This is a genomic window from Streptococcus sp. HMSC062B01, assembly GCF_001811085.1.
Classification (GTDB): domain Bacteria; phylum Bacillota; class Bacilli; order Lactobacillales; family Streptococcaceae; genus Streptococcus; species Streptococcus gordonii.
Genome location: NZ_KZ672766.1, coordinates 79,300 through 93,836 on the forward strand (window position 1 = coordinate 79,300; position 14,537 = coordinate 93,836).

Sequence of the window (14,537 nt, forward strand, 5' to 3'; positions counted from 1 at the left end):
TCCTTTTTTGATAGATTTGATTATTAGTCAAACAGAGGAATGTAGCCTAATGCGATACTTCCTTCTCCAAGATGTGTTCCAATAACACTACCAAAAGTTGCTAGAGAGATCTCTGCACTAATGTTACTTTCTAGTAGAGATTGACGTAAGGTTTCAGCCTTGTCAACTGCATTAGCATGAATGACGATAATTTCATATTTTCCTGACGAAGTCCGTTCCTCAACAAGTTCAATTAGACGCTTAGTTGCCTTCTTCTCCGTCCGAATCTTTTCAAAAACTTCAATCACTCCATGATGATTAAAATACAGAATTGGTTTAATACTCAGTAGATTTCCTAGAATCGCAGCGCCATTTGAAAGGCGCCCCCCTTTAACAAGATGATTCAAATAATCAACCATGATAAAGGCACTAGTCCCGTCAATCTGAACATTAATTCTTCTGAGGATCTCATTGAAATCAAGTCCTGCTTCTGCCCAGTTGAGCGCAGATTGAACCATAATTCCTAATGGAGCACTGGTAATCTTGGAGTCTGGAAAAGCAATTTCCAACTGAGGAAATTCATCTTTCAAAAACTGAATGTTTTGATAAAAACCAGAAATACCGCTAGAAAGGAAGAGTCCCAAAACGTGTGTATATCCGTTTCCCGCTAAAGTAGAAAGCAGATCTTCCAATTCAGCTATACTAGGCTGGCTTGTTTTGGGTAATTCAGCAGAGAGTGCCATTTTTTGATAGAATTCTTCAGCAGTCAGATTTTTCCCTTCCACGTATGTTTTTCCGTCGATGAAAACTGGAATATCCAGAATAAATAGGTTTTCTTTTTCTAAAACTTCCAGTTTTAAGTAGGCTGAGGAATCTGTAATAACAGCTAGTTTCATTTAGAACTCCAAATTAATACCTGGTAAATCCAGGGCGATTTCTGTCACTTCATAAGTCAAGCGGTTGAGCATTGCTAAGCAAGGTTTAGCTAATTGCTCTACTTCTTCTTGATCAAATTCACTCGGTTCGCCAATGATTCGATCTTGAATATGGTTAACTTGAGAAATCACTCCACTAATCACAAAGGCTTCAAAAACGATCATGTAATTCAAAATAACAACCAAAGAAGTTACTTGATTTTCTTGATCATGATTCAATAATTGAAAATTGACATCGACTTTTGTTTCGGGTGTTCCGTTTTCTTTTTCCCATTCAAAATTACGTGCATCAAAGTGATATTGGCTGACGAATTCTTTTTCGCGTTGTAGTTCCATTGTTGTTCTCCTAAAAATTTGCGTTATGTAAATTATAGCATAATTTTCAATCACTGACTATAGTTTGCTTCTCTCTTGCTCATTCTCCTTTTCTTCATAATAAATAAAATTATCTACAAAAAAGGACCTCCGAAGAAGTCCAATATTATACTTATTTTGACAATGGTTTGCGTAAGAATCCAAAGATAATACCACTGACTACTGCACCAATCAAAACATATACTAGGTAAAGAATTGGGTTGTTTGTCAATCCAATAACGAAGATACCACCGTGAGGGGCCATGAGTTTGATTCCAGAAAGACCTACAAGAGCACCTGTAAGGGCTGAACCTACGATAAAGCTTGGAATAGCGCGGGCTGGGTCAGCAGCACCAAATGGAATCGCACCTTCTGTGATGAAAGAAAGTCCCATGACAATGTTAGTAATTCCAGAATTGCGTTCTTCCTCAGTGAATTTATTTTTAAAGAAGAGAGTAGCCACAAATACTGCTAGAGGTGGGACCATACCAGCTGCCATAACCGCAGCCATAACAGGTGATCCACCAGTTGAAACAGTACTTGCGAGTGTACTAGTACCAAATACGTAAGCAGCCTTATTAACTGGTCCACCCATATCGACCGCCATCATACCACCGACCAAGAGGCCAAGAAGGACAGCTGAACTTCCGCTCAAACTAGCAAGGAAATCGTTGAGGGCTGTATTGATTGCAGACATTGGAATATTTACAGCCAACATAAGGAATCCAGTAACTAATACCCCAAGAAGTGGCAAGAGCAAAATTGAACGGATACCTTCAAGTGAGCGAGGTAGACCTGCAAGTAATTTGCGAAGGACTAAAATCACCCCACCAGCTAAGAAACCACCGACCAGAGCTCCAAGGAAACCAGACGATACGCCTACCAAAGAAAGCGTCTTTTCACCACCTGCAGCGTAAGCAACGCCACCAAAGGATGCGCCACTGCTAGCAATTGCACCGGCTACGAAACCAGAAACCAGACCTGGTTTTTCAGCGATTGAGTAAGCAATGTAACCAGCCAATACTGGTAACATGAAGCCAAAGGCTGCTCCACCAATTGATTTAAACTGCGCTGCAATCTCATGATAGCTTCCTAGATTAGAAAGCTGATCTTTTGGTACACCTAAGATCTGATCCAGCAAGAATGCGATAGCAATCATAATCCCGCCACCGATAACAAATGGGAGCATTTGAGATACACCACTCATCAGGTGCTTATAGAAAGCGCCGCCCAGACTAAGTTTTTCGTTGCTAGATTCTGCAACACCACTGGCATTAGTAGCCTTGTATATCTCAGCCTTTCCTGAAAGAGCCAAATTGATCAGTTCTTCTGTCTTACGGATACCATCCGCGACTGGACGATTAATTAATGGTTTGCCATCAAAACGATCCATCTCTACTGCCTTGTCAGCAGCAATAATAACAGCCTTAGCATTTTTAATATCCTCAGCTGTCAACTTATTTCCAACACCGCTGGCACCATTGGTTTCAACCTTGATACCAACACCCATTTCAGCAGCAACTTTTTGCAAGGCCTCTTGAGCCATGTAGGTATGCGCAATCCCTGTAGTACATGCTGTTACAGCTACAAGGAAGTCTCCACCTTTATTTGCAGGTTCAACCACAGCAACTTCTTCTGCTTTTTCTGAAGCTTGGTCAAAGAGCTCAATCACCTGATCAGGCGAAGTTACTTGACGAAGTTTATCCGCAAAGCCATCTTTCATCAGGTATTGAGACAATTCTGCCAAGGCTGCCAAGTGAGTATCATTAGCACCTTCTGGAGCAGCAATCATGAAGAATAGATCAGTTGGTTGTCCATCCAAGCTTTCGTAGTCAACACCCTTGTTTGACTTAGCAAAGAGAACAGTTGCTTCTTTAACAGCAGAGTTCTTGCTATGAGGCATAGCAATTCCGTCACCAAGACCTGTAGAAGTCAAGGCTTCACGCGCCAAAATCCCTTCTTTAAAAGCCTCAAAGTCAGTTACATAACCGTGATCAACCAGGCTTTTAATCATCTCTTCAATGACAGCTGTTTTTTCAGTTGCTTGCAAATCTAGCAACATAACGTCTTTTCTTAATAGGTCTTGAATTTTCATCGTTTTTCTACCTCAACTTTTTCATATGTTTCTTTAATAAATTCTGCTGTTGCCAAGTCATCCGAGAAGGTAGTTGCTGTTCCGCAAGCTACCCCCCATTTAAAGGCTTCTACTGCGTCTTTTGATTTGACAAATTCGCCTGTAAATCCAGCGACCATAGAGTCGCCAGCTCCGACAGAATTTTTGACACTCCCCTTGATAGGTTTTGCAAAGTATGCACCTTCTTTAGTCACCAACAAGGCACCATCACCAGCCATAGAAATGATCACATGCTGTGCTCCTTTGTCTAAAATTTGACGAGCATATTTCTCGATTTCATCTAAACTTTCTAGTTTCACTCCAAAAATATCGCCTAGTTCGTGATTATTAGGTTTGACCAAAAGTGGCTCAAACTCCAAGGAATCAAGTAGTGTTTGTCCTTCGAAGTCACAGACTACTTGCGCTCCTGTTTTCCTGGTTAATCCAATCAGGTCTTTGTAGATAGTATTTCCTAAATTTTTAGGACTACTTCCAGCAAAAACTACTGTATCATCAGCAGTTAGAGAAGCAAGAATATTCTTTAATTCCTCCAGCTTCAGGCTAGAGATATCAGGGCCGGGTCCATTAATTTCCGTTTCAGCATCTGCCTTTATCTTGACATTGATGCGAGTATCTTCCTCAACTTCTACGAAGTGACTGGAGATTCCTTCTTCTTCAAGAGTGTCCGTGATAAATTTACCAGTAAAGCCACCAATAAAACCAGTTGCTTTGTTATCAATACCTAATCTTTTTAGAACTCGGCTAACATTGATACCTTTTCCACCAGCAAACTTGTCATCACTATCCATTCGATTGACACTTCCTATCAGGACCTTATCCAAACGAACAATATAGTCAATGGACGGGTTTAATGTTACAGTATAAATCATACTTCAATCACCTCCGTTTTTTCCTTAATTTTTTCCAGCAAGATGGACGAAATTTTATTAGTAATTATTTTTGCTTTAGCAAGAGGAGCCACTTTGACAAAGGATACTTGATCCAGTTTTGACGAGTCTGATAAGACATAAGTTTGTTTTGCGTTTTCCATAATGGCTCGCTTAACAGCTCCTTCTTCCATATCTGGTGTTGTATAGAAACTATCATCAATTCCATTCATTCCAATAAAAGCTTTATCAAAATTCAGTTGACCAATTTGATTAAGAGCTATCCCTCCTATACTGGCATCTGTAGATCTTTTTACTGTTCCACCGACAATAACTGTAGGGATATTTCGCTCAACAAGTTTTGATGCATGATGAATAGAATTGGTTACGATCGTTACTTTGTGGTTATGAATTGCTTGTATTAATAACTCATTTGTAGTACCAGCATCGATAAAGACAACATCATGATCCTGAATAAGACTGGCAGCTTTTTCTGCAATTTTCTGCTTAAATTGAATGTTTTTGATAGATTTTTCTTGATTGCTTTCTTCTTCTTGTAAAAAATGAATGTTTTCTGCACCGCCATGAATCCGTCGTAGTTTCTGTTCGCTTTCTAATTCATCTAAATCGCGCCGAACGGTGGATTCTGAAGTTTTTAGAATATGAACTAAACGATCTAAGGAAACTGTTCGATGATCTTTTAACTGTTCTAAAATCACTTGTTTTCGTTCAGACTTTAGCATACTTCTCCCTCCTGAAACAGCTTACATTTATCATTATACACCAATATTTTTCAATGTCAAGCAAATTCTATCATTTTCTATCACAAAAGAATATAAAAAAAGAGGATGAAATTAGATCTCAAACCTCTTTGTTATTTTTTAGGATTTTCTTTTAAATCGTTTAAGAGCAACACCAGCAAGTCCAAAGAATCCAGCTACTGCCGCAATAATTCCAATTTGCTCTGTCTTTACTCCTGTAGCAGATACGTTTTGTTTTGTTTTAGAAGACTTATCTTGTGTTTGATGTATTGCTTCACCCTGATAAACATTTTTGGCATCAACAGGCTGATCTTTAGCAGTTTCTTTTGTGGCATTCTTAGCTCTTAATTGATTGTGTTTTGCTTCTAATCTAGCATGAACTTCTTGATAGAGCTCCAAAAGACTCTCTTCAGCTTTGTATTTTGTTTCTTTTGCGGCAAGATCAGCTTTGGCTGATGCAACTGCCTTACGAGCCTTAGAAAGCTGTTGAGGAGCTTGTGATAATTGTTTAGCTCTTTCTTGAACTTGTTTCAAGCGAATTTGAGAATCAATTAATTGCTTTCTTGCTTCAATTGTATTAGCTTTAGTTGAGTGCAAAGCAGCTCTTAAAGATTCAAGTTTTGAGCTTTCTGCAGCTAATTTCTCTCTTGCTAAATCTAAAGCCAATCTCTTAGGTTCTAACTCCGCTTCATATCTTCTAGTTGCATTTTCAAGAGCTAACTGTTTGTCTGCAGTGTTTCTTGCAGCAGCTGCTACACGATCTTGAGCGTTCAGTAGTTGATATTGAGCATTTGCTAAAACTTGCGCTTGGTCATTTGATTGTGACTGGAGATCATTTAGTTGACTGTTTAAAATACCAGCTCTTACTTCGCGATTTGTTTTTTCAACTTTTAAGGCAGCAATTTCATTTCTTAAAGCAGCATATTTTTCGTTTGTATTCGTCCGTGTTTGGCGTGCACTAGCTAGTAAGTTTTCGTAATCAGCTAGGCTCATCAAGGTCCCGTTTTGCAAGCGTTGGTTCAAGTTTCCTACTTGATGGAAACCAACTGTTGCAGTTCCATTTGTTGAACTGTACTGATTAGGAACAGTGTTATAAGATGCAGAAATTGCAGTTGCCTTATTATCCAACATTTGCAAGTAATGACCAACTCTTGCGAATTCAGCAGCACCAATTTTCATATAAATATCATTGGCATCCAGCTGAGATTCGTCGGTTGGTAAATTATAGCGCGCAGCGATCTCTTGATACAATGCTTTTTCACTGTACCAAAAATCAACTGATGCCTTAGGTGTAAAGCTGATAGCCACATTTTCATTTTTTATATACTTAAACATGTGGCGACCGTTTTGCTCGAAAAAGGCTGATTGAATTTGACTGGCAACATTTGCATATGGATCAACATATAATGGAGGTAATCCTGCCTGTGCTCGGTAGTTATTTATCGCTCGAATAACTTCTACAGCTTTTAAATTATTTTCAAGAGTCGCTGAGCTGGTAGAGTCGCTGCCAACTGTTAACCCATCTTCAGCTTGGGACCGTTTGTATAAAGCGAGTGCGTTAGCTGCAGCATCTCTAATTTCTTGAGTTGCTCCTTGGCTTTGCAAGTTTTGAAGGAGCTCTTGATAGGTATTAGCAGCTTGTGTTGTTGTTTCAGTTTGTGGGGTATTTGCCAATTCAGCTTCTTTTTGATTAATTGCAGTCTGAATCTGGTTGATTTCATTTTGGTTTGTTTGGATAGCCTGCTCAAGATTAGCTGTATTACTTGGTGAATTTGCAATGTTTTGCTGAACAGCTGCAAGATTAGCTTGTTTAGCTGCGAGTTCTTGAGTAGCTTGTTCTTCTTCTGCCTTAGCTTGAGCTAGTTCTTGTTCTTCTCTAATGATAGGGGCTTTCGCTTCGTTATATTCTCTCTCGGCAACGTCTACCAAAGTCCGTTGTCCGACAACGACATTTTCCTGTTGTTGAACTGCTTGTTCTGAAGGAAGTTCTTGACTTTGCGAGTTGTTTAATGAAGCTTGATTTGCATTCACTTCAGCTTCAGCTTTACTTACTTCTGCTTTAGCTTCTGCGACAGCTTCTGGACTAGCTTCTTTGTTGACTTCTTTCGCTTGATTGAGCTGAGCTTGAGTGTTTTGATTTGCTTCTTGAGCTTTCTCAAGTTCATCTTTAGCTTTTTCAACAACATCTTTCTGAGCATCTACTTGTGCTTTTGCCAGATCTTTCTGAATTTCTGTCACTTCAAGATCATTTTGTTCTGATCGTTGAGAAGGTTTTGTTAACTCATCAGCATTTACATGATTTCCCACAACTCCTGAAATCAAAGTGGTTGCTGCAATCCCTGTTGCAACAACTGATTTTCCTAATTTCTTTTCCATTTCTCTCTCCAAATCCTCCTAATTTTTATATTGATATTTATTCATACCACTTCGCTTGACTCATTCTATCATGTCTTTGTGAAAAACAAAGATAAAATTCGTTTCGTTTTCATAGCTTTTTGATTACAATTTGATGACTATTTGCAAATGTAAGTTTTTTTATAAAATAATCAAAAAATCAGACTAGATGCCTGATTTTTGGGATATTTCTTATCATTTTTGGCGACCTTTGAGAACAGCTTCTATAATTGCCATTCTGACAAAGACTCCATTCGTCATCTGTTCAACAATACGTGATTTTGGTGCTTCAACTAAATGGTCAGCAATTTCTACATCTCGGTTAACTGGAGCTGGATGCATCAGAATAGCTGTGTCTTTCATACGGTCGTAACGCTCTTGAGTCAGCCCATGCAGTCTGTGGTAGTTTTCTTTAGAAAAGATAGACTCATAATCATGACGCTCGTGTTGAACACGCAAGAACATCATGACATCTACTTTGTCAATAACTTCATCGATTGTTACAAATTCACCATAGTGAGAGAATTCTTCACTTCTCCATTCTTCTGGTCCTGCAAAATAAAGCTCTGCTCCCAATCTTTTAAGAATCTGCATATTGGATTTAGCCACTCGTGAGTGGTCAAGGTCACCAGCAATTGCAACTTTGAGTCCTTCGAAGTGTCCAAATTCTTGATAAATGGTCATCAAGTCTAGGAGACTTTGACTTGGGTGCTGACCTGAACCATCACCACCGTTGACGATGGAAGTCGTAATGGTGGGGCTTTCCACTAACTCTTTGTAATAGTCTACTTCTGGGTGGCGAATGACACAGATGTCAACTCCGAGTGCGGACATAGTTAAAATTGTATCATATAGGGTTTCACCTTTGTTGACTGAACTAGTTTTTACATCGAAATCCAGTAGGTCGCAACCCAATTTCAATTCTGCTACTTCAAAGGCCTTGTGGGTTCTTGTAGAAGGCTCGAAGAAAAGATTGGCCACGATATGCTGTTCGTCATAGTTGGCTTTTGCTCCATTTTTAAATTCAATTCCTCGTTTGATCAAGGCCATAACTTCTTCGTTTGACAAAGTTTCCATTGAGACAAGGTTTTTAAGAGCGATTTGATTAGATGACATGATAAGATCTCCTTTGTGATAATGATTAGAGCTCTATTTCAATTTTGCCTTAGAGATAAATTGAAATAAATTAATGTTGAACAGTTTAAAAAATCAGATGTCTGACCTAATTCTTAGGTTCAGGCAGGACAAGATAGAGGACAATTCCCAAGATAGTTGACAAGGCAACTCCTGAGATTTGCAGACCCGACAGTTGCAAGGTCAGACCACCGATACCAGAAACCAATATGACACTGGCAATCAGTAGATTCTTTTTGTTATCAAAATTTGTCTGTGCTTCTATGAGAATTTTAAGTCCACTTGAGGCAATTACACCGAAGAGAGCAATGGATATTCCACCTAGAACTGGACTTGGGATGGATTGAAGCAAAGCCGAAACTTTTCCAACAAAACTCATGACAATGGCAAGGACCGCTGCACCTGCTATCACATAGACACTGTAAATTTTATTGAGAGCCATAACTCCAATGTTCTCTCCGTAGCTAGTCACTGGAGGTGCTCCAAAAAGTCCTGCAATAATCTGAGCCAGACCATCACCAGTCAAGGTTTTATCTAAGCCTGGATCTTTAAAGAAATCTTTTCCTGTCAAGCTATTCAGTACCATAACGTGGCCAAAGTGTTCTGTCATAGTTACAAAGGCGATAGGTGCCATGGTTAAAATCGCACTAGGGTAAAATTTTACATCATAATCTAAGAAAGGAAGGCTCATTGGTGGAAGGTGGAACCAAGATGCTTCACCAACCTTTGCAAATGAGACAATCTCCTGTCCAGTTATTGCACCAAGAATTAAACTAAAGAAGTAGCCAACTATCAAACCTAGTAAGACAGGAATGATACCGATAATCTTTTTACCATAGATGTTAAAGAGAATAACTGCTAACAAGGTCACCATTCCAATAGTGAAATAAGTCAAATCATAAACCTTTTCACCATTAGCTCCTGTTTTATTCATAACATCACTAACTGCTGTGCCGGCCAAACTCAGACCAATGACCATGATAATTGGTCCTACAACTACAGGAGGTAGGATTTTATCAATCCAGGCGTTTCCAGCAAACTTCACAATCATGGCTACGATAAAGTAGACCAAACCGCCTGTGATAGCTCCTTGTGCTACCGCTCCAATACCATCTGTTTTCATCAATAATTGCATGGCTGCTATATAAGCAAAACTGGATCCCATATAGGCTGGTATCTTATACTTGGTAACTGTGAGGTGTGCTAGGGTTCCTAGGCCACTTGAGAATAAGGCAACTGCTGGATCAATCCCTACTAAGATTGGGACTAGAACAGTCGCGCCAAACATGGCAAACAGATGCTGGAAGGATAAGCCTAAAAGTAAACCTGGCTTTGGCATATCGTGGACATCATATTTTACATCTTGATTCATATAGATTATTATTCCCCCTTTATCAAAATACGATCCTGACCATCAGTTTCGGTCATTTCTACAATGATTTCTTCTGTTCTACTAGTTGGAATATTTTTTCCAATATAGTCAGTTCTAATTGGTAATTCCCGATGGCCTCGGTCAACCAAGACTGCTAGGCTAACGCGCGAAGGTCTACCGTGGCTTACGAGATTGTCAATGGCCGCCCGAATGGTACGACCTGTGTAGAGAACATCGTCAATCAGAATCACTTGACGGTCAGTAATATCTACAGGAATCAAAGTCGTATCTTCTTCCTGACTCTTTTTATCATCTCTAAAAGGTTTTGTATCAATTTCAGCTACTGGAATATCAATTTGTTCCAATTGTGCTAATCGTTTTTGGATACGATGAGCCAAGTGAACTCCACGAGTTTTAATTCCCGCCAAGACTACTTGGTTCAATTCTTTGTTGCGTTCGATGATTTCATAAGTAATCCGTGTGATCGCACGGTTCATTGTAATATCATCAACAACTTCTTTTGTTTTCATGAATACCCCCTAAACCAACAAAAAAGTCTCCTTTTTCAAGGAGACTACAGAATAATTTGCTGGGTGTGCAAACAAGACGCACCTGTATATGCTCAACCCAATTTCTACTTGCTCCTTGTCTACCTCTCTGGATAGAATTAAAGGATTATTTAATTGTTAATACTTTATCACAATTTCCAAACAATTTCAAGAATTAAATTCAAATTTTAAGCAAAAAATAGATTGTTTATTCAAGAACTCCTTATTTTTCTCGTTTTTTATGTCTGTCTATTTTTTATTAGCTCTAAGAGACTCCTTTTCATCAATGATTGGCAAAGACTTTTCATCTTTTGCTTCAGATCTTGACGTGGCTTTAGAAGGTTCTTCTTTTTTAAGTCCATCAGCTTTTTTTCTTTAGCTTCCTTGTTATTGTCAATGTTATCCCCCTGAACATCAGGAAAATGCTGCGCGATTGCTTTTGGAATTTTTATTTTCATTTGATTCAAGCTCTGCTTTGGGGATATAATTGTCGCTGACATTGATAAAAGTCACAGTCTTATTTGGTTCCTGAAGTGCTTAAGTTATGATTTTATTCTTGTTCATATCCAAATTATCTAAAGAAGTAAATTGATTAATTCCATCCAGTTTTTCAGCTCATTTTCACCTAAGTTTAAATTCTTCAAGGAAGGCTGAGAGTGACTAGAAATCAAAATAAAGCAAAAAAGGAAGCAGGATACTTTCCCACTTCTTCTTTGATTTTAATTTTATATATTTGAATGGTCATTTATTATGGCTATTTAAGGACAGAATAAGCTTGGACAGTTGCATTTCTCAAGCTTAACCGTATGAGATTACTTTTCAGACTTTCAGACAGTCAAACGACAATCTAGAACACAAAATTCTAGCTCTATATCGCCTCTGTAGTGAAACTGCGGCTTTCAAGCACCTTCAGCATGGCATCAGCTGTGTCCAAGGCTGTGAAGAGTGGAACTCCGTGCTCGATAGCTGAGCTACGGATAATTTGACCATGCTTATCTGCTGTCCGCTTGGTTCCGACCGTGTTGATAATAGCCTGAATCTTGCCCTTTCGGATATAGGCTGGAATGTCCTTGTTATCATCACTGCCGATTTTTTCTACCAGACGGACGTGCAGGCCGTGATTTTCAAAATAAGAGGCTGTTCCCTTGGTTGCCCAAATACCATAGCCAATATTGGCAAAACGCTGAGCCAGCTGCAAGGCTTCTTCCTTGCTATCGCCTGCAATAGTAAAGACGATATTTCCAAAGTTTGGCAGATGGAGATAGGAAGCCTCAAAAGCCTTATAGAGTGCTTTTTCGAGCGTGCGGTCACTACCCATGACTTCGCCGGTAGACTTCATTTCAGGTCCCAAAAGACTGTCAACCTTCGCCAGCTTGGTAAAGGAGAAGACTGGCGCCTTGATATGAACCATTGAACTTTCTGGATAAAGACCATCTTCATAGCCCAGCTCTGCCAAGCTTTCCCCAAGAATCAAACGAGTCGCCACTTGCGCCATTGGAATATCGGTCACCTTGGACAAGAAAGGAACAGTCCGGCTGGCCCGTGGGTTGACCTCAATGACATAGACCTGCTCATCCTTGATGACGAACTGAATATTCATCATACCGATACAGTTCAGTCCCAGAGCCAAACGCTTGGTATAGTCTGCAATGGTATCCTTAACTTTCTGCGATAGGGTTTGTGGCGGATAAGCCGCCATGGAATCTCCTGAGTGAACTCCTGCCCGCTCGATATGCTCCATAATCCCTGGAATCAAGACCAGCCGGCCATCAGAAATGGCATCTACTTCGCACTCATCCCCGACAATGTAAGAATCAACCAAAACCGGATGATCTGGACTGGCCTTAACCGCTGTCCGCATATAAGAACGCAAATCAGCTTCGTTTTCTACGATTTCCATGGCACGGCCACCCAAGACATATGAAGGACGCACCAGAACGGGGAAGCCAATCTTACGAGCAGCCTCTACTGCCTCCTCTTCATTAGTGGCTGTCTGACCTGGTGGCTGCGGAATATCCAACTCCTTCAGAGCTTGCTCAAAGAGATCCCGATCCTCAGCTCGATCCAAGTCCGCCACTTGGGTACCTAAAATCTTAACACCAGCCTTGGACAGAGGCTCTGCAAGATTAATGGCTGTCTGACCGCCAAACTGAACGATAACCCCTTTAGGCTGTTCCAGCTCAATGACATTCATGACATCTTCAAAGGTCAGCGGCTCAAAATAGAGCTTGTCAGAAACAGAAAAGTCAGTCGAAACAGTCTCTGGATTGCTGTTCATGATAATCGCTTCGTAACCAGCCGCCTGAATAGCCTTTACAGAATGAACGGTCGCATAGTCAAACTCGACTCCCTGCCCGATTCGGATAGGACCAGAGCCCAGCACCAGAACTGATTCCTTGCTGGATTTGACAGATTCATTTTCAAAGCCATAGGTAGAGTAGAAATAAGGCGTCGCAGACCCGAACTCAGCAGCACAGGTATCCACCATCTTGTAAACCGGCAAAATCTTCTGCTCCTGCCGGATGCGACGCACCTGCTCAGCTGTCATCCCCCACAAGGATGCAATCTTAGTATCCGCAAAGCCATTTTGCTTAGCCTTCTTAAGCACATAGCTATCTCCGATATGACTGGCCAGCTCCTGCTCAATTTCGTAAATATGGAGCAGCTTATCCAGGAAAAAGACATCAATCTTGGTCAGCTCCGCAATTTCATCCGGACTGTAACCACGACGAATAGCCTCTGAAATATAGAAAAGTCGGTCATCTTGCGCCTTGACTATCTTCCTCATCAACTCATCATCGCTTACTTGACTGAGAGCAGGCAGCTCGTTGTGGTCCACACCAACTTCCAGAGAACGGCAAGCCTTGAGCAGACTCTCCTCAATATTGCGGCCGATAGCCATGACTTCCCCGGTCGCCTTCATCTGGGTTCCCAGACGGCGCTCACCCTGCTCAAATTTATCAAATGGAAAGCGCGGAATCTTAGCGACTACATAGTCCAGAGCCGGCTCAAACATAGCATAGGTAGAGCCTGTCACCGGATTGATGATTTCATCCAATGTGAGCCCGACTGCGATTTTAGCCGCCAGCTTGGCAATCGGATAGCCGGTCGCCTTAGAGGCAAGGGCTGATGAGCGGGAAACCCGTGGATTGACCTCGATAACATAGTATTTGAAACTATGCGGGTCCAGAGCCAGCTGCACATTACAGCCGCCCTCAATCTTCAGCGCTCGAATAATCTTGAGGCTGGCGTCCCGCAACATCTGGTATTCATAGTCTGAGATAGTCTGACTTGGCGCAAAGACGATAGAATCGCCTGTGTGAATGCCGACGGGGTCAAAGTTTTCCATATTACATACGACCAGCGCATTGTCTGCGCCATCCCGCATGACTTCGTATTCGATTTCCTTAAAGCCTGCTATGGAGCGCTCAATCAGGCACTGAGTCACTGGAGAGAGTTTGAGGCCGTTTTCTGCGATTTCCTGCAGCTCTTCTTCATTACTACAGATACCACCGCCAGTTCCTCCCAGTGTAAATGCCGGACGGACAATGACTGGATAGCCGATTTCAGCCGCAAATTCCAGCGCTTGATCCACTGTATTGACAATTTCTGACTCAGGGATGGGCTGGCCAAGCTCTTCCATCAGCTGCTTGAAGAGATCCCGGTCTTCCGCTTGGCCAATAGCTGATAACTTAGTTCCCAAGAGTTCCACTCCCAGCTCTTCTAAAAGTCCTGACTTGGATAGTTCCATGGCCATATTGAGTCCGGTCTGGCCGCCCAAAGTAGGCAGAAGAGCATCTGGCCGCTCCTTACGCAATATCCGCGCAACAAACTCCAGCGTGATAGGCTCGATATAAACCCTGTCTGCAATTTCCTTGTCCGTCATGATGGTCGCTGGGTTAGAATTGACCAAAACAACACTGTAGCCCTCTTCTTTTAAGGACAGGCAAGCCTGAGTCCCAGCATAGTCAAACTCCGCGGCCTGTCCGATAACGATAGGACCAGAACCGATGACCATAATTTTCTGAATATCTTTACGTTTTGCCATAGTGTACCTCTC

Annotated in this window: 11 protein-coding genes; all 11 read right to left on the reverse strand. The window is 41.1% G+C overall.

What is annotated here, in order from left to right; genetic code table 11:
- Positions 1-23: 23 nt before the first annotated feature.
- The 11 genes from HMPREF2780_RS01210 to carB all read right to left on the reverse strand — a co-directional run bounded on the left by HMPREF2780_RS01210 (position 24) and on the right by carB (position 14,525).
- On the reverse strand, positions 24-875 hold the full coding sequence (locus HMPREF2780_RS01210) for a DegV family protein (RefSeq protein ID WP_105025973.1): 852 nt from the start codon (positions 873-875) through the stop codon (positions 24-26).
- A complete protein-coding gene (locus HMPREF2780_RS01215) occupies positions 876-1,250 on the reverse strand; it encodes a DUF1149 family protein (RefSeq protein ID WP_045634843.1) in 375 nt (124 codons plus the stop codon).
- Between the two features lie 151 nt (positions 1,251-1,401).
- Positions 1,402-3,363, reverse strand: a complete 1,962-nt coding sequence (locus HMPREF2780_RS01220; protein ID WP_061595740.1) for a PTS fructose transporter subunit IIABC — start codon at positions 3,361-3,363, stop codon at positions 1,402-1,404.
- Positions 3,360-4,271: a 1-phosphofructokinase gene (pfkB, locus tag HMPREF2780_RS01225; RefSeq protein ID WP_061595739.1), complete on the reverse strand. Its 912-nt coding sequence runs from the start codon at positions 4,269-4,271 to the stop codon at positions 3,360-3,362. The genes HMPREF2780_RS01220 and pfkB overlap by 4 nt, the downstream gene beginning before the upstream one ends.
- Positions 4,268-5,011 carry a DeoR/GlpR family DNA-binding transcription regulator gene (locus HMPREF2780_RS01230; protein WP_048775420.1) on the reverse strand — a complete coding sequence of 248 codons (744 nt, stop codon included), beginning with the start codon at positions 5,009-5,011 and terminating at the stop codon, positions 4,268-4,270. Before HMPREF2780_RS01230 ends, pfkB begins: the two co-directional genes overlap by 4 nt.
- 138 nt (positions 5,012-5,149) lie before the next feature.
- A complete protein-coding gene (locus HMPREF2780_RS01235; RefSeq protein WP_061595738.1) occupies positions 5,150-7,405 on the reverse strand; it encodes a CAP domain-containing protein in 2,256 nt (751 codons plus the stop codon).
- Between the two features lie 213 nt (positions 7,406-7,618).
- Entirely contained in the window at positions 7,619-8,539 is a 921-nt protein-coding gene (locus HMPREF2780_RS01240; protein WP_008808699.1) for an aspartate carbamoyltransferase catalytic subunit, read from the reverse strand.
- A 106-nt stretch (positions 8,540-8,645) separates the two neighbouring features.
- A complete protein-coding gene (locus HMPREF2780_RS01245; protein WP_045502904.1) occupies positions 8,646-9,929 on the reverse strand; it encodes a uracil-xanthine permease family protein in 1,284 nt (427 codons plus the stop codon).
- A gap of 8 nt (positions 9,930-9,937) precedes the next feature.
- Positions 9,938-10,459, reverse strand: a complete 522-nt coding sequence (gene pyrR / locus HMPREF2780_RS01250; protein ID WP_046165616.1) for a bifunctional pyr operon transcriptional regulator/uracil phosphoribosyltransferase PyrR — start codon at positions 10,457-10,459, stop codon at positions 9,938-9,940.
- Between the two features lie 257 nt (positions 10,460-10,716).
- Positions 10,717-10,935 (reverse strand): hypothetical protein, encoded by a 219-nt coding sequence (locus HMPREF2780_RS11700; RefSeq protein ID WP_223359926.1) that lies wholly within the window; start codon positions 10,933-10,935, stop codon positions 10,717-10,719.
- Positions 10,936-11,345: 410 nt separating this feature from the next.
- Positions 11,346-14,525 carry a carbamoyl-phosphate synthase large subunit gene (gene carB / locus HMPREF2780_RS01260; RefSeq protein WP_105025974.1) on the reverse strand — a complete coding sequence of 1,060 codons (3,180 nt, stop codon included), beginning with the start codon at positions 14,523-14,525 and terminating at the stop codon, positions 11,346-11,348.
- Positions 14,526-14,537 lie beyond the last annotated feature (12 nt).